We start from the raw sequence: 18,435 nt of genomic DNA, 5'->3' as shown, positions 1-18,435 counted from the left end.
ATAAATTGAAAAAACCGCCAACAAGCTGATAGTCAAGCGAGCAAAACTTCACGTCACACAGAAAAACTCTGACTAACAGCTTCTCGCTCTTTGTCTAACTTCGCAAAAGTGTCAACTTTAGTTATTCAGGACTCTCTCGTTTATGCTTAAAAAGTTGTCGAAAATACGACAAGGTGGGCTTTGTACGATACCATAATAACCTGGTCAAAAAGATTGGCAGGTAAACACAAGGGAATGGGCGAAGTGCATATTTTTTTCAGGCGCTTAAATGTAGAAATACCATTGTTAATTTAATAAGATAGGCCACAAATTTAGAACCTTAGTTTCTGTTAGCTTAAATTATTGAGTCGACCGTCACTCTTACCTCTGCGATCGAAGATGATATTTAAATTTACCAAAAACTGGCTCTCTCCAAATTTTGTTATGGTTGTTTTGTTCTCAATAATATCCATGATCTCTACCTATTACTTACATGACTCTGAGTCTGTAAAGATAAAGGCTGCTTTGTTTGTTTCTCCTTTTTTCTATTTAACAGGGCTCTATTACTTTTTGCATTTATTAACAACTCCCAATGAAATTACTTTAGGCAACAACAGTATCGAAATTGATGGGAAAGTTTATTCGTTAGGCTTAAATACTAAGTGTAGTGTTTTATTTAATAAAGCATCACAGGCTGAATTCGAAATAACCATAAATAATATAAAGACCGTCACAACGTCTTTTTTTTATAAATGTGATTTTAATGAGGAAGAATTTATCAACTATTACACTGATAATGAAAATGTGTTTGCAGACTCAATGGCATTTAATTAATGGATAGTATCAAGCTGCTTTTAGTTAAATGCACACCTGTCGGTTCCCGTTGATAGTAATGACAGAACTAACTTAGATTTTGCAGTGACGAGCTAAACTCATCCCTTATGGCTCATACCTACATGCTAAGTTTTGATCTAATAGTTAAAACTATATAAAACTCAGCACGTAAATTAAGGGTTATTGCTCATCAGCGTCGCGAATGCGTTCTTTACGTTCTTGCTCTTCATCAAAGGCGGCTTGAATTTCGTCAAGTACTGAGTCTACATCTGCCGCTTCGCTGTCGTCTTCAAATTCGCCACTGAGTTTTGAGTGCGGGGTTAAGTTAGCATCTTCAAACAGTGCCCACATTTCTTTGGCATATTGCGTGTGTAATAACGCAGGTGCAAATTGGCCATAATAGCGGCGCATGTTATTTACATCGCGGGCAAACATGGCTTCGGCGCTATTATTAGCAGAGGCGTTAACCGCTTGGGGTAAATCAATAATTACCGGGCCGTTACTATCTACAAGTACGTTAAACTCCGATAAGTCACCGTGAATAATTCCTGCGCACAGCATGAGCTTGATGTAATGCATCATTAATGTATGTTGCTCAATGGCTTGTTGTTCAGTTAAATCAACCGCGCCAAGTTGTGGTGCAACATCGCCTTCATCATCGCTTACAAGTTCCATTAGCAATACACCGTCAATGCAGCCGTAAGTTTGCGGTACCCGAACACCCGCTGAGGATAAACGCGACAGCGCGTCAACCTCGGCATTTTGCCAAATTTCTTCTTCTAATTGGCGGCCATAGCTTGAACGTTTACCCATAGCACGGGCTTGGCGGCCACCTCGTACTTTTCGCCCTTCTTGGTACTGTGCAGCTTTTTTAAAACTGCGCTTACTGGCATCTTTGTATACTTTAGCGCAGCGAATGTCATCGCCACAGGCGACGACAAATACATCGGCCTCTTTACCACTCATTAAACGGCTGATCACTTCATCAATAAAACCATCATCAACTAATGGCTGTAGGCGTTTAGGTATTTTCAAACGACACCTTCTAAAAATACAGAGTTGGCTTTTTGTTTTGCTATGTGGTTCAAACGAGGCATACCTTTGGGGATTGAAGAAAATTATAAATTATTAGTAAACTTTAAAGTTACATTTAATGACTAAATTACGCAGCTAGAATAAGCGACTACACAGAAAAAGCCAACCGCCTTTTTTGCTTTTTAAGTATTATTGAGCCCATATTTAATTAAAACAGCATAAAAATGCTAACAAATAAAAAAAACAATAAATACATAACTAAAATTGTTAACTTATTCCAACCTAACCAAACTTCTACCTACATCATTTAACTCCCCGCAATACGCTTCAGTCAATTAATATTATTGTCTTTGGTTAAAGTTTATACTAGCAGTTTTTCTGTTATGTAAACGCAAAACTAGCATATAGCTAAGCGTTCATTCAGTAAGACTGCATTATTATTAATACTTTATAGAACATTAATAAACACAGGATTATTACACAGGAGTATATATTACATGGCAACCACACCTAAAAAGTCACATGAGGTTAATAATGTACAATCGGCCTTATTAAACCCAGATCACAGCATTCAAGTAAGAGGCGCACGTGTTCATAACTTAAAAGATGTGGATGTAAACCTGCCTCGTAATTCACTTGTGGTGTTTACCGGTATATCGGGCTCGGGTAAATCATCGCTCGCCTTTGGGACATTATTTGCCGAATCGCAACATCGTTATCTTGACTCAGTTTCGCCTTATGCACGCAGGTTAATCGATCAGGTAGACGAGCCTGATGTAGATTCGATTGAAGGGCTGCCACCAGCGGTAGCATTACAACAGCAGCGTGGTGCACCCTCGGTACGTTCATCGGTGGGTAGTGTAACCACTATATCTAACGCGCTGCGAATGCTCTACTCACGCGCAGGCGAATACCCCAAAGGGCAAGGCATACTTTACGCCGATGCGTTTTCGCCCAATACGCCACAAGGCGCCTGCCCAGAGTGCCATGGTATTGGCCGCGTTTTTAACGTCACCGAAGAGCTACTAGTGCCCGATCCCACTAAATCAATTAAAGAGCGCGCCATTGCAGCATGGCCGCCTGCTTGGCAAGGTAAAAACCTAAGCCGTATTCTTACCTCTTTAGGCTACGATATTAATAAACCGTGGAATACCCTGCCTAAAAAAGCCCGTGATTGGATTTTATTTACCGACGAAACACCTACAGTGCCCGTGTTTCCTGAGTACACACTTGAGCAAACACAAGCGGCAATTAAAAATGAAGAAAGCCCTAGCTACATGGGTACATTTACAAGTGCTAAACGCTTTGTTTTACAGTCGTTTGCAAGCACTCAAAGCCCACGTACTAAAAAGCGCGTATCGCAGTATATGCAAATATCACAGTGCCCGCAGTGCGAAGGAAAAAAACTCAAAAAAGAGTCGTTATCGGTTAAAGTAGCTGGTCTTGATATAGGCGAAATTTCGCAGCTAACACTCAATGAGCTGGCAGATAAGCTAAGGTTTGCTGCTAATAATCCCGCTAAAAGTAACGCTGCAAACCCCGAAAAAGCCATAGTTGCAAAGCGTATAGTAGGCGACATTCTTAAACGCGTTGAAGCACTCACCAAACTTGGTTTAGGGTATTTATCGCTTGAACGCACCACCCCATCGTTATCGCCTGGTGAATTACAACGCTTAAGGCTTGCAACGCAAATTCGATCAAAATTATTTGGTGTAGTGTATGTGTTAGATGAACCCTCAGCAGGTTTACACCCTGCCGATACACAAGCCTTATTAGCCGCACTAGATGAGCTAATTGTCGCTGGTAACTCAGTGTTTGTGGTTGAGCACGACGTAAGTGTTATTCGCCATGCCGATTGGGTGGTTGATGTAGGACTAAATGCGGGCTCACGTGGCGGTAATATTGTTTATAGCGGCCCTGTTGCAGGCTTAAAGCAAATTAGTAACTCACACACGAGCCAGTATTTATTTAAAAATGACGAATCTCAGCAAGCTCAAATACAAAGTAAACAACGCCCAGCAAAAGCATGGCTAACGCTTAAAAATGTTGAGCGTAATAACTTACAAAAACTTAATGTAGAATTTCCGCTTGGGGTTATTACAAGTGTTACAGGGGTATCAGGCTCAGGTAAATCAAGCTTAGTAAGCCAAGCGCTTGTTGAATTGGTTTATGATGCACTAGGGCAAAAATCGCAGCCACAAATACCTACAGATGAAGCCGAGCTACTCGAGCAAGAGCTCGATATAACAACTGGCGGGCAAATAACTCACGGCATTGAACACATAAAGCGCCTGGTAACGGTTGATCAAAAAGCCATTGGCCGCACACCTCGTTCAAACCTTGCAACTTACACGGGCTTATTCGATCACGTACGTAAACTGTTTGCCAATACCAAAGAGGCAAAAGCGCGTAAGTACGATGCCGGTCGCTTTTCGTTTAACGTTAAAAAGGGTCGCTGTGAAAATTGCGAAGGCGTAGGCTTTGTAAGCGTGGAGCTGTTATTTTTGCCTAGCGTGTATTCGCCCTGCCCTGTGTGTAACGCCAAGCGCTACAACCAAAAAACACTCGACATTACCTATAAAGATAAAACTATTGCCGATGTGCTTAATTTAACTGTTGAGTCTGCGCATACATTTTTTGCCGACGAACCTATTATTTTGCGCGCGCTAAATGCGCTGATACAAGTAGGTCTTGGCTATTTACGTCTAGGCCAACCTGCTACCGAGCTTTCGGGTGGCGAAGCCCAACGTATTAAACTTGCCACTGAACTACAACGTACTCAGCGCGGCGACACACTTTATATTTTAGATGAACCAACCACAGGTCTACACCCTAAAGATGTAGCTATGCTAATGGCGCAGTTAAATGGCTTAGTTGATGCTGGGAACACCGTCATTATGGTTGAGCACGATATGCAAGTTGCCAGTAACAGTGATTGGGTTATTGATATTGGCCCAGGAGCCGGCGACGAAGGCGGGATAATAGTTGCACAAGGTAAACCAAACGAGGTTGCGCAATCTACAAAAAGCCGTACTGCGCCGTTTTTAAAAGCGCAGTAAAGTCACGCATACTCAGATTAAAAGGTTAGCAGTTTTGTATGCTCAAAATAAAAAAGAGCCTCGGGCTCTTTTTTAACCCAAAGCTAACCAAACTCCTACTAGCACCATTAAACTCCCCGCAATACGATTCATCCACTTAATATTATTGCCTTTGGTTAAAAATAGCCGCAGGCTTTTGCCACCTGTTGCGTAAATCATCATACAGATAAACTCTGAGAGCAAAATAATGGCCACCAGCACCGCTAACTGTGGCGCAACACTGTATTGCACATTAATAAAAGGAGGTAATAAGGAAATCATAAACGCCCATCCCTTAGGGTTGGCAATGGCGGTTACAAACCCCTGCGAAAATAATGAATATCGGCTCACGGCTGTTGTGTTATGCGTATCAACCGACATTTTTCCTTTTGCACGCCACATATTAATGCCAATGTAGATTAAATAAGCGCCACCTAGCCATTTTAAAATATCAAATGCACTGGGGTAATTAAGCATAACGCTGGCTACACCAAGCACCGCGGCTACCGCAACACTGGCGACACCTAATAGCTCGCCAATCATCATCCATAAAGTTCGGCGCACGCCTATACTCATGCCTAAAGTCATGGCCAATGTCATGCACATACCCGGAGTAATAGACACAAAAAAGAACGTAGGAACAAATACCGCAAGTGCAGCTACATCAATCATTTAAAGCTCGCAATAGGTTAATAAAATGGTGTTAATTTTGAATGAAAGGGTAAAGGAAAAATAGCTATCGGTAAATTAGAAATAACAGTATCGAGAGTCGGGCTAAGAGCACCGAGCTTAGCCCGAGTTAGCAGCGCAGTATTTCGCGCTGCCGAACCTCGAGCTCGAAACTCTTAGCACATTAATTTACGTTTACGTCTGCAACCGTTTCGGTGGTTTCAGTATCTGCTTCTTTATCTAAAAGCAAATACTTATCAAGCCACTGCTCTTGCTCCCACAGTACATGTAATAAGCTTTTACGGGCACGGTAGCCATGAGCTTCGTAAGGAAGCATCACTAAACGCGCTTCTTTACCCAAGCCTTTAAGCGCTGCATACATACGCTCACTTTGCATTGGGAAAGTTCCCGAATTAGGATCCTCTTGACCGTGGATCATTAACATAGGTTCGTTAATCTTCTCAGCATGGAAAAACGGCGACATGTTTGCGTACACACTTTGTGCTTGCCAAAAATCACGTTCTTCACCCTGAAAACCAAACGGCGTTAATGTGCGGTTATACGCACCACTTCGGGCAATACCAGCCTTAAATAAGTCGCTATGCGCTAATAAGTTAGCCACCATGAATGCACCGTAAGAGTGCCCTGCAATGGCGATATTATCTTTATCAGCAATACCCTTTTCAACCAGTACATCAACCGCTGCTTTGGCGCTAGAAACCAACTGTTTTCTGAAGTGATCATTTGGCTCACTGCCATCAACACCTACAATCGGCATTTTAGGATCGTCAAATACTGCAATCCCTTTAGCTAAATAAGGCATTGGGCCCCAATAACCTATATAGGTAAATTCGTATTCTGATTCGCGCACTTGTGAAGCAACCGCTTTATCTTTATATTCAAGTGGATATGCCCACATCAATACAGGTAAAGGCCCTTGTGTTTTGTCATACCCAGGCGGTAAATAAAGCGTACCAGATAGCTCAACGCCGTCATCGCGGGTATAACGTAATTGCTCTTTAGTCACCCCTTTAAATGCAGGATACGGATGCTCAAATTGGGTCAGTTGCGTTAAGCTATCTTTATCTAAATCACGAATAAAAAAGTTAGGCTGCTGCGTTTTAGATTCACGAATAGTAATAATACGCTTACCTTCATCGTCTAATAAAGCACGCACTCGCTCGTAGTAAGGTGCAGCAGATTGCCAAATTCGTTTAGAGCTGTTTGTTTTTACATCGTATTGATCTAAAAATGGAATATTTCCTTGCTCAGATGCTCCATTACCACGAAGGTAAATGTAACGTCCACCAACGACTTTTATAACACGTGTTCCTAAGTCGTTACGCTCATATATGGCACTACCAGGGTCTTTGTAAGCATCATTGTAACTGCGCTCTGAAAATAGCACACGATTGCTATCAGCATTACGTGGCTGAATAACATAAGTACGCACTTGTCTGTCACTAAAGCGCCAATCACTTAGCATGGCAATGCTGTCATTACCCCACTCTATACCTGCATAACGGCGCTCTACTTTTGCAAACAACTTTGGTTCGCGTTTAAACGGTGCACGTAAACTATAAAGGTAATCATGATGCTCAACCTCAGTTTTCATATCGCCGCCATCTTGCGCTTCGGCCCAAATAACCTCTGCGCCCTGATCAGCACGCCACTCAAAATTACGACGACCAGTGCGTACACTGTCATACCCTTGAGGAATGTTGTCGGCAAGGGGTTGCTTAGCCAGTTCGACTAAAGCATACCCACGCATTCCCCATATTTGCCATGTAGTTGCAAAACGGCTGTAAGGCACTTGATACGAAAATGGCTCGTCGATGGTCGCGACTAAAATATTGGTTGAATCAGGCGAAATTGAAAACGATTTAAATAAGCCAGCACGACCAATTTGCTGAGCCTTACCATCAAGCGTTATATATGCTAATTGCCCTTGGCCATAAAACTTAAACTGTGCTTCATCAAATGGGCTGGTTAATAAATTTTGATAAGTACGCGCTGGCGCTTTTTCACCGCTACTTTGTTGAATAACTGGTACCGTACTTTGGGTATCATTGGTTAATCTGGGTTTGTCTAAGTTAACCGCTAAATTAGCCACAATCGCTGTGCTATCGGGTAACCACTGATAAGGTGTAGCAGTTAATACTGAATTAAGTGCAAGCTCATTTAACTGCTTTGCTTGCTTGGTTTTAACGCTATAAACCCAAAGCCGTGCGTTATCCGATTGTTCAACAATAAACGCTAAATACTCGCTATTTGCTGACCAGCGAGGGGAGCGAATAATCCCCTGCGGCAAATTATTTACGTTAACCACAGTACCACTTTCTACATGCTTAAGTTCTAACGCACTGTATTTAGCACTAACCCGTGAGCGTGAAAAGTTAGCTGGGTTGAGCTTTATTCCCGCAAGCTTAAATTCTTCTTTTGCCAGCTCATCAAGCGACACAACACGCTTTCGTTCAAACAAAGCAAGCCACTGGCCATCATTTGATAAAGAGCTAGTAGGGGCTAACTTAGCATCTACGAGTGTAGCAAGCGCAGGTGAAGGGGTTTGATATCCTTGCTCTGCATAACTTGCAGGCAATAAAACAATGCAGCCTACCAAGGCAATTAACAGCCTAAAAGCATTCATGTTTTTATCCTTTTTATTTTTGAATATTACCGGATATATAAACACGTTTTGCACCATTCATAAAGTGTTAAGCTAAGTAATGACTTAAGTAGCCTGAATACGCTAAAATACACGCCTATTTACTCAACGCTAAAATTGGTTGTTTATGTCCATTAATTTGCAGCATTTTAGTTTTTCGAAATCATACTCTGCTTTTTAAATACCGTTACAGCTTTTAAAAATATACCACTGTGTTTGAGTCTGTTTTTCCATCAAATAATTAGAGAATCTAGCCAATGAAAAAAGTGCTGGTAATTGGCTATGTATGGCCAGAGCCCAATTCATCTGCTGCAGGTACGCACATGATGTCGTTACTAAATGCGTTTAGGGCGCAAAACTGGGGTGTTGAGTTCGCCACGCCCGCACTGCCTACCGAACACATGGTTGACCTCGCCGACTTTGGTATAACCAGCCAAAGCATCGCTCTTAACTGCGATAGTTTTGATGACTATGTTAAAGCTTACAACCCCGATTTAGTGATGTTCGATCGTTTTATGATGGAAGAGCAATTTGGCTGGCGCGTAGATAAGCATTGTCCTAATGCACTTAAAATTTTGGATACCGAAGATTTACAATGCCTGCGTAATGCACGCCATGAGGCGCATAAAGGTGAGCGCGAATTCAACCACAGCGATTTACTATCAGACATAGCTAAACGTGAAATAGCCGCTATTTTACGCTGCGATCTTAGCTTAATTATCTCAAGCTATGAGATGGAACTACTCAATGAAGTGTTTAAAGTTGAGCCTAGCGTGTTACATCACTTACCATTTATGGTTGATTTAAGTGCCTTACCTGAGCAAACTAAATCGTATCAACAACGCCAACACTTTATGACCATTGGCAATTTCCGACATGCCCCAAACTGGGATGCGGTACTCTATTTACAAAAAATTTGGCCGCTTATCCGCAAACAACTACCGCAGGCAGAATTGCATATTTATGGTTCCTACCCACCGCCAAAAGCCACCGCGCTTAATAATCCTAAAACCGGCTTTTTAATTAAAGGTTGGGCCGATGATGCGTATGAAGTAATGCAAAGTGCGCGGATTTGCTTAGCTCCTTTGCGTTTTGGGGCAGGTATTAAAGGTAAACTTTTAGAAGCCATGATCATGCAAACCCCAAGCATCACCACGCCTATTGGCAGCGAAGGTATGCACAGCACGCTACCTTGGCCAGGTGTGGTAACAGCAGATGCGCAAGCTTTTGCAGATGCCGCAGTCTCTTTATACAACAACGAGGCTAAATTTAGCGAAGCACAAGCCGCTGGCGGCCTTCTGCTTAATACTCTGTATGACAAAGTGCAGTTAAGTGCTCAATTAATTGAAAAAATCGACTCAATAAGCAGTAATTTAGATGCTCACAGGATGAAAAATTTCACGGGTCAAATGCTCAAACACCATACCATGCGCAGTACACAATATATGTCGCAGTGGATAGCAGAAAAAAATAAAAAATAACTTTAAAAATCACTAGACAGGCGGCGATTTGTGTTTAAAATCGCCGCAAATAAACTTGGGCAATTTTAGCATTATTGCCTATATTTTTAGCTTAGTTATTTAATAGTTGGTTCAAAACAAATTTGAAAACCGCAACGTTTACTGAAAAACGCAAATTTATCGTTAAATTGGGCAAAATGCTCCATAAATACGGTACCCCTGCCTATCGCTTAGAAGCCCACTTAATGGAAGTGGCGACTTATTTAGATCTTAAATCTTCGTTTGTTATGTCGCCCACGTCGGTTACCTTTGTTATTTGGACCGATGGCCATGAAGATGAATATACCCATGTTGCCCGCGTTGACCCAGGCGATCACGATTTAGGTTCACTTGCCGATACCGACGATTTAGTTAATAAAATGCTCAATGGCGAGCTCACGTTGCAAGAGGTTGATCAGCAACTTGATATCATTTTTGAGGCCCCAAACCCTTATAATAGAGTACTGACAGGTGTTGCCTTTGCTACCTCTGGCGGCGCATTTGCCATGCTTATGGGCACCAGTTGGAATGATGTTATTTGGTCTGGTTTATTGACCTTTGTTGTGTACTTATTTGTATTGTGGTCGGCTCGTTCGAAACGTGTGGCCCACATGCTTGAGCCATTAGTGGCGATAGTGTCGGCCATTCTTGCTTGTGCTATTAGCGTTCATTTAGATGCACACATCAACATTCGATTAATTGTACTTTCTGCCATTATTGTGTTTATACCCGGTTTAGCCCTTGCACTTGGCCTTGCTGAACTTGCAGCCAGACACTTAGTATCGGGCACAGCACGCGTGATGGACTCATTTATGTTGCTGTTTAAGCTTTATTTTGGGGCTTTTATTGGTCTTGCTATTGGCTTTGCGGTATTTGGTCAAGCCGATTTCGTACAACCTGAGCCGCTACCAAAGTGGACTGCATGGCTCGCTATTTTACTTTTGTGTAGTAGCTTAATCGTTATCTTTAGAACAAAGCTTAAACATGCAATGTGGTCTATTGCCTCAGGCTTTATAGCTTATGGCACTAGTATTGGGCCTGCCATTTATTTAGATTTAAATTACACATTAGGGACCTTTATTGGTGCATTTTCTGTTGGTGTGTTCAGTAATTTATTTAACCGTGTTGCTAATGCCCCGGCCTCAATTGTTGCTATGCAAGGCCTAATTGTATTGGTACCAGGGAGCAAAACGTATATTGGTTTAAACTCACTGATTGAAGGCCAAGACTTTGTTTATGCAGATCATATTGGTCAGCAAACGTTTTTAATTTTCATGTCGCTCGTGGCCGGACTTATTTTTGCAAACGTGGCACTTCCTCCTAAAAAGAGTCTATAGATTTATGCGCGGTTTTAAGCCGCGCTTTTGCATAACTACAACATTAAACCTCCTCTTTTGAGGATTAATCGCATTTTTTAGTATATTGAGAACACCTTGCTATAATGGCTGAAATCTAATAAAGCAAAGGAAATAACAATGCTAAAAACTAGCTTAGCGATAGCAATTGGGCTTTCAAGCTCACTTGCATTTGCGCAATCAGCAATTACTGTTGAAGACATTCCAAAAGTAAAATCAGTAATACAAACAACCGTTAGCCCCGATGGCGACAGTGTTGCATTTACCCGTTCGTTACCTCGCACGCTTTACGTTGACGAAAATGGCAGCAATTACAGTGAGCTTTATGTTGTTGACGATAAAGGTGTTGAACGCCCTTTTATTACCGGTTCAGTTAATATTAAAAGCCTACAATGGTCAAACGACAGCAAAACAATTTACTTTTTAGCGAAATTAAAAGACGACAAATATACTTCGCTTTACCAAATACCTGTTGATGGCGGCCAAGCACAAGCGGTTATGTCATTAAAAGACACATCTATTTCAAGCTATCAGTTAAGCCCTGATAACAAGCAAGTCGCTATTTTAGCAATGCCAGCTGCTGATAAGTCAGAAAAAGAACTTAAAAAACTTGGCTTTAAAGCAGAAGTGTACGAGCAAGGCCTTAAAAACAAGCAGCTTTTTATTGTAGATTTAGCTAAAGCCGACAAGCCACTTACCCCTACCGCACTCAATGTTGATAGCTACGTGAGTGACGTTAATTGGGCTGCGAATGGTGAAAAGCTTCTGGTTAAAACTCAACCTACTGCACTAATTGATGATAAATACACAAAATCGATGTGGCACTTGTTTGATATTGCCAGCAACAAGGTCACCTTATCGTTTAAAACTGAAGGTAAGCTAGGCGATGCCGAGCTTTCTCATGACGGGAAATACATTGCTATTTTAGGTGCAGAAGATAAGCACGACCCTGCAACTGGCCGCTTATTTATTGCCGATACTAAAACCGCCGAAATCACTGAATGGTTACCTAACTTTATGGGCCACGTTGTTGACTTTGAATGGTCGCATAAACGTAACACGCTTAACTTTATTGCCAATGTGGGCACAGAAAGTTTTGTTGCGAGCATTAAAACCGGCTCTAACAAATACAAGAAGCTAGTAAAAGAGGGCAAATTTATTGCCTCACAGCTAAGTGTTTCTGATTCAGATAAAACACTAGCACTTCGTGGTAACACGGCAAAACACCCTAACGAAGTCTTTATTGTGCGCAGTAACAAGGCAAAGCGTTTAACTGATTCAAACAGCTGGTTAAACGACAAACGCTTTGCTAAACAAGAAACAATTACGCTCAAAGCACGTGACGGTGTAGAACTTGATGGTGTATTAGTTTACCCTCTCGATTATGAAAAAGGCACACGCTACCCACTAATTATGTCGGTACACGGTGGCCCTGAAAGTCATGATAAAAATGGCTGGGTAACTAACTACTCGCGTCCTGGTCAAATGGGCGCTGCACGTGGTTACGCGGTATTTTACCCTAACTACCGTGGCTCAACAGGTAAAGGCGTAGATTACTCTAAACTGGGTCAAAACGATTACGCAGGTAAAGAGTTTGACGACTTAGTTGATTTTAAAAGTCACCTTGTTGATATGGGATTAGTTGATACTAAACGTGTGGGTATTACCGGTGGCTCTTACGGCGGTTATGCATCAGCGTGGGGCGCAACTAAGCTAACCGAGCACTTTGCTGCCAGTGTTATGTTTGTGGGTGTCACTAACCAGCTATCTAAATTTGGTACTACTGATATTTCAAACGAAATGAACCTAGTTCATGCGCGTTCATACCCGTGGGATAAATGGCAATGGTATCTAGAGCGCAGCCCAATTTACTGGGCGGGTCAATCTGAAACGCCACTGCTTATTATGCATGGTAAAGACGATCCTCGCGTTCACCCTGCGCAATCTATGGAACTTTACCGTTACATGAAAGTACAAGGTAAAGATGTTCGCCTTGTTTACTACCCAGGCGAAGGCCATGGTAACCGTAAAGTAGCGGCACAGTACGATTACAGCTTGCGTTTAATGCGTTGGATGGACAACTACTTAATGGAAGGCAAAAAAGACATGCCTGCATTTGAAATTGACCATGCAGCTAAATTAAAAGCAGTGAAAGACGCTAACAAATAAGTCTTAGCTTAATAGCAAAGGCCAACATAATATGTTGGCCTTTTTGTTAGTAATGCCAGGCATGCTTAGTGGCACAGCGCTGCTTATGTTACACTCTGACTAATTATTCTGATAACTGCTAATCACACTATTGCCATGTCAAACCCTGCTAGCTGCTTTACCACTTTTAATGAAAACATAGATAACCTTGCACTGCCTGAGCAGTTTACGTTTCCCTTTTATTATAAACCTCATCCGCTGGCCGTTGCCGCTGCAAAACAATTACAACAACAATTAAAAAAGCTAGATAAGGCTATTTTAGATACAGATGATATTGATGCCGGTAAAATGTTTGGCGTATTGGTTGTTCAAGATGAGTCGCAACAGCTAGGCTTTATTAGCGCCTACTCTGGGCAAATAGCGGGGATAGATGAGCAATTGTATTTTGCGCCAAATGTGGCACTTAAACATATAGACGATGCAGAATTTAGTCAGCAGAGCCAAGTGATTAACGATATTAATGCGCAAATTACAGCCTTGCAAAACAGTGATAATTATCAACAAATTGAGCAACAGTTAGTGACTGCTCGCCAACACTATGAGCAACAACTTATCGCCAAGCAGCAAGCGATGCAAGTAACTCGAAAACAGCGAAAACAGCAACGACAAGTTGCCAGCGAACAACTCAATAATGATGAGTTTGAAAAACTGAAGAACCAATTAGCTGGGCAGAGCATTGTTGAGAAAAAACAACTACAAGCATTAAAGCAACAGTGGCAAACACGCATTGCAGCGCTTGAACAAGCACAACTCACAATAGATGATGAAATTAACGGATTAAAAAAACGCCGTAAAGTACTCTCTAAAAATTTACAAAAAAAGCTATTCGCTCAATACCAGTTTTTAAATGCAAACGGCGAAGTGACCGATTTGAATGCCATTTTTGCCAAACTGCCCGAACACACACCGCCTTCAGGTGCGGGAGATTGTGCAGCGCCAAAATTATTACAATATGCTTATAAACATAATTTAAAGCCTCTGGCTATGGCCGAATTTTGGTGGGGCGCACCGCCAAAATCGGCAATAAGACATCATTTACATTATTACCCTTCGTGCTACAGCAAATGCCAGCCTATTTTAGGACATATGCTAGAGGGGTTAAATGTTGAAGACAACCCGCTCTTGGTCAACCCTGCACAGGGTAAAGACCTAACAATTGTTTATCAAGATGATGATTTGTTGGTGGTAAATAAACCTGCTGAATTTTTATCTGTGCCAGGCATTAATATTGACGATTCGGTATATATGCGAATCAAAACTCAGTTCCCACACGCTTCGGGGCCACTTATTGTGCACCGATTAGACATGTCGACTTCAGGGCTGTTAATGATTGCGTTAAATAAACGGGTGCATAAAGCACTGCAAAAACAGTTTATAGAGCGTAGTGTAGAAAAACGTTATGTTGCTTTAGTGGCGGGTAATATTGCTGCTGAAAGTGGCAGCATAGAGCTACCTTTAGTGCTTGATTTTGATGATAAGCCACGGCAAATGGTGTGTTACAAAACGGGGAAGCCGTCATTAACAACATGGCAGGTACTGGAACGTAAAAATAATACTACCCGCTTACAACTCTATCCAAAAACAGGACGTACTCATCAATTGCGTGTTCACTGTGCCCACCACTTGGGGTTAAATACACCCATTGTGGGCGACACCCACTACGGTGAAAAATCAGACCGACTACATTTGCATGCCGAGTATTTAGCTTTTACCCATCCTATTAGTCATGAACGATTAGAATTTGAAGTAGCCGCTGATTTTTAAATCTTCGCTGCTTTTAGTTGTATCGGATTCTAAAACAGTGCCATTTTTTCATATTGCAAAGTAGGTAACTTTTACCGTTGCAATATAGAAAAAATTACCTGCATTATGCAAAGCCACAACCCAAACAATATAAATATCTATAAAATTCATACTGTTAAAAATTGGCATTAGCTTTGCTTTTATTATTGTACGTATTTGTTACAGCAACTTAAAGCACCAATAAGTGCTTTTAGTCACACACAGTAAATGGCTTGCTAACCGCTTACTGTGCTCAACAGAACTTCCTACACTCCCTGTGTACTTTATTGGTTATAGGCTAACGCTTATAACCATTTTTTTTGCTTATTATTTAACGGTAAATTTTACGTCTTGATCGCGTAATAAATAAAGCGCAAAACACGCAGCCCACATCGGCCATGCTGCAAAAAACAGTAAATTATTAAAGCCATCAATGTACTGGTTGTAAGAAGACAGCGTTGATAGTCCATGCATTATAAAAATAACACCGTAAGTAATACGTTTTTTAAAACCGACTAAAAATGCTATTACTAATAATAATTGCAGTGCACCTAAAATATAAGCAATAGTATCGGTAGAGCCACTGATCCCATAAAAATGTTCAAAAATACGGGCGCTATGCCCCGGATTTACAAATTTATCTAGTGTCCACATTACCATCACAATAAACACCCCTAAGCGCAGCGATAAAAGCGACCATTGCAAACGAGTTTGTACATCTGTATTGATCGAATCTGTCATAAAATTTCCTTAAAAAAGATATAAATAAACTAATTGGCAAGTAAGACCGTATAATCGTTTTTTTATTTTCAAATAATTAAAATTAAACCTAAACTAATCTTAAGTTGATTTGTTTAAAGGCACTATTATCTAAGCGCTAAGATAAAAAATAAAAATTTTTAGCAATTGATTGAAAGATATTTTTACCTGTCTTGGTCTTTTGTGTACATCAACATATAAAAATAGAGAAACACGATTTGAAATACACGTATTTAGCTTTAACCCTCGCCCCCCTGTTAAATGTAGCATTAGCTGCTCAGGCTAATGAAACAACTAGCTCTGACCCCATTGAGCGAATTGAGGTGGCAGGTCAAGCGCTTAAATCTAAAAACCTCTCTATTAAAAACACCACAGTAAACGGCCCTTTTGGCGACAACCTGGCTTTACAAGACATAGCTCGCTCTGTGACGCCTATCTCTAAAGACTTAATTGAGCAATTAAATATAACAACATTGCACGATGTGCTCGCTGTAAGTCCTAATACATACGCGGCCAGTGGTTTTGGTGCACCAAGCTTACCGACGATCCGCGGCCAGTTAGGTGAGTTATTTCAAGATGGTACTCGACGCCAAGCGGGTAATAATGGTTTTGGTGTGCCGTTGTCGTTTAATGCGATAGAACAAATCGATGTGGTTAAAGGCGCACCACCTGTATTGTTTGGTTCGAGCCAACGTAACGGTGGCTTCGTAAACTTACACTCTAAAACAGCGTCAACTGATCAGCGCAAAGGCAATGTGAAGTTGTCTGCAGGCAGTTGGGATAAGTATAGTGCCCAAGTAGATTACAACGCACCGATTGTTGAGGATAAAATTGGCTTACGTGTTAGCTATGAACATATTGATCAGGGTAGTTATTATGACTATTCAGCCACACAAAGTGATAGCTTGTTTGCGGCATTAAAAATTTTACCGGATGATAAAAGCAGTTGGGACATTAACTTTGAACTGTACCAAACAGAATTTACCGATAACGCCGGTATAAACCGCCCTACCCAAGCGCTTATCGATCATAATCTTTACATTACTGGTCAAGGGTTACAAGCGAATGGCAGCACAGTGCCTAGCGCAGGCTCTATTATATCGCCTACAGGACAAGTCAAAATAGATACCAGCCGTGTGCTTACCGATCCTGATAATCTCAATCAAGCAACCACTTATTTAGTTCACAGTATTTATAAGCGCGCACTGTCTGATGTAATGTCGATTAAAAACATTAGTTACTTTCAACATTTGCAGCGCGAAGAAATAGCACAAAATAGTTTTGTTGAAATAATTGATGGTGCCGATACCGCACAAAACCGCACTGAACTTACGTATCAATGGAGCGATGAGCAGCAAACCTTATTTGCTGTTGATGTTCGTTATAATAAAGTATTGGGTTACAGCCAGTTTACTACTGAAGCCGACACACCTATTGATTTAACTGGCCCACTTTCAAACCGCCGCATTCCATTAACTGATACTCAAAAAGCACGTTTGGTAGAGCTACGTTCTGGTGTATATGTATCCCCTGGTGGTCAGTACGATATTAACAATGATGGCAGTGGTGATTTTAATTTATCAGATACGACAGACTCACGCTCATGGCAAACCGGCATTGCCATTCAACAAGACTCACAATGGACTGACAGCTTACGCACCAGTGCTGGCTATCGTGTTGATTACTATGATGTAGAAGCACGCGACCCCATTGCGCCTCAAGGTCAAATAGTGGCTAGTGATAGCATAAATGATACACTGCAATCAGCGCAGCTGAGCGTTAATTACTCAGTTAATGACGATTTAACCACTTATGCGGCAGCAAGTTATAACGAAGCCACCTCTAACAGCATGGCCGGCGGCAATACGTTAGGTGGTGACAATACAATTAGCGCACAAAATTTTGCTACGGAAAATACTTTAGTCGAGTTTGGCGTGAAATATGCGCCAACACAAAGCGACTGGTATGCAGATGCTGCTGTATTTAGCCAACGCCGCAGCTTACGTAATCGCGATGGTAGCAATACTGGCATTCGTACAACCGGATTCGAAAGCCAAGTATTTTACGACGCTTACCCTTACTGGGTAAGCGCAGGCTACAGTTACATTGATGCCCGTTATGATAACTCTGCGACAGGCCAAGACTCAGCTCAAATAGCCGATGCGTTTGATAATTCGCGTCCCGATATTATTGCGGGTAACAGCATTGGTGCACCAAGTTATACAGCTTTTGCTCCCTCAAACCGTCAAGTACAAGGGATCCCAGAGCAATCGTTAAGCTTAAACGCTAACTATACAATTACTTCTCAGTGGCAAGCTGGATTTTCTGCCCTGTATACTAAAAGCTACCCATTGGATTTTTTGGCTACCGTATACATTCGCGATCAGCACACCTTAAATGTCAATACCAGCTATGCGTTTACCTCAGCAACTAAATTGAGGCTTGATGTAAATAATATTACCGATCAGCAAAACTGGCGCCCTGTATTTGAAGGCGGTTATTTTGGCGCGACGCTCGCGTTCCCAGAATTACCAATTAACGCTAAGCTCACGCTTACCCATAACTTTTAAACC

At 41.5% G+C, this 18,435-nt stretch carries 11 protein-coding genes; 7 read left to right on the top strand and 4 right to left on the bottom strand.

The window, feature by feature from the left end; translation table 11 throughout:
* Positions 1–378 precede the first annotated feature (378 nt).
* A complete protein-coding gene (locus ACZ5WS_RS15915; RefSeq protein WP_464711916.1) occupies positions 379–813 on the top strand; it encodes a hypothetical protein in 435 nt (144 codons plus the stop codon).
* 180 nt (positions 814–993) lie between these two features.
* On the opposite strand, the gene ACZ5WS_RS15910 is transcribed toward ACZ5WS_RS15915, so the two are convergent.
* The gene (locus ACZ5WS_RS15910; protein ID WP_464711914.1) at positions 994–1,848 is read right to left on the bottom strand and encodes a PA4780 family RIO1-like protein kinase; all 855 of its coding nucleotides are present in this window, start codon (positions 1,846–1,848) and stop codon (positions 994–996) included.
* A 497-nt stretch (positions 1,849–2,345) separates the two neighbouring features.
* Between ACZ5WS_RS15910 and uvrA the strand changes: the two genes are divergently transcribed.
* Positions 2,346–4,907 carry an excinuclease ABC subunit UvrA gene (gene uvrA / locus ACZ5WS_RS15905; protein ID WP_464711912.1) on the top strand — a complete coding sequence of 854 codons (2,562 nt, stop codon included), beginning with the start codon at positions 2,346–2,348 and terminating at the stop codon, positions 4,905–4,907.
* 72 nt (positions 4,908–4,979) lie between these two features.
* On the opposite strand, the gene ACZ5WS_RS15900 is transcribed toward uvrA, so the two are convergent.
* Entirely contained in the window at positions 4,980–5,597 is a 618-nt protein-coding gene (locus tag ACZ5WS_RS15900; protein WP_198522766.1) for a LysE family translocator, read from the bottom strand.
* A 181-nt stretch (positions 5,598–5,778) separates the two neighbouring features.
* Entirely contained in the window at positions 5,779–8,241 is a 2,463-nt protein-coding gene (locus ACZ5WS_RS15895) for a S9 family peptidase (protein WP_464711910.1), read from the bottom strand.
* 275 nt (positions 8,242–8,516) lie between these two features.
* On the opposite strand from ACZ5WS_RS15895, the gene ACZ5WS_RS15890 reads away from it, so the two are divergent.
* The 4 genes from ACZ5WS_RS15890 (at position 8,517) to ACZ5WS_RS15875 (ending at position 15,085) form a co-directional block, all read left to right on the top strand.
* Positions 8,517–9,740: a glycosyltransferase gene (locus ACZ5WS_RS15890; RefSeq protein ID WP_464711908.1), complete on the top strand. Its 1,224-nt coding sequence runs from the start codon at positions 8,517–8,519 to the stop codon at positions 9,738–9,740.
* Between the two features lie 122 nt (positions 9,741–9,862).
* Positions 9,863–11,095 carry a threonine/serine exporter family protein gene (locus ACZ5WS_RS15885; protein ID WP_464711906.1) on the top strand — a complete coding sequence of 411 codons (1,233 nt, stop codon included), beginning with the start codon at positions 9,863–9,865 and terminating at the stop codon, positions 11,093–11,095.
* 138 nt (positions 11,096–11,233) lie between these two features.
* Positions 11,234–13,282: a S9 family peptidase gene (locus tag ACZ5WS_RS15880; protein ID WP_464711905.1), complete on the top strand. Its 2,049-nt coding sequence runs from the start codon at positions 11,234–11,236 to the stop codon at positions 13,280–13,282.
* A 135-nt stretch (positions 13,283–13,417) separates the two neighbouring features.
* On the top strand, positions 13,418–15,085 hold the full coding sequence (locus ACZ5WS_RS15875; RefSeq protein WP_464711903.1) for an RluA family pseudouridine synthase: 1,668 nt from the start codon (positions 13,418–13,420) through the stop codon (positions 15,083–15,085).
* Positions 15,086–15,430: 345 nt separating this feature from the next.
* Here ACZ5WS_RS15875 and ACZ5WS_RS15870 read toward each other — a convergent pair whose 3' ends face one another.
* On the bottom strand, positions 15,431–15,844 hold the full coding sequence (locus tag ACZ5WS_RS15870; RefSeq protein ID WP_054201343.1) for a hypothetical protein: 414 nt from the start codon (positions 15,842–15,844) through the stop codon (positions 15,431–15,433).
* Between the two features lie 236 nt (positions 15,845–16,080).
* Here ACZ5WS_RS15870 and ACZ5WS_RS15865 point away from each other — a divergent pair, with 236 nt between their 5' ends.
* Positions 16,081–18,432: a TonB-dependent receptor gene (locus ACZ5WS_RS15865; RefSeq protein ID WP_464711902.1), complete on the top strand. Its 2,352-nt coding sequence runs from the start codon at positions 16,081–16,083 to the stop codon at positions 18,430–18,432.
* Positions 18,433–18,435 lie beyond the last annotated feature (3 nt).

This window comes from Pseudoalteromonas sp. 11L1 (assembly GCF_055397545.1).
Note: the sequence above shows the minus strand (reverse complement) of the source record. Positions and strands in the feature narration are given on the sequence as shown.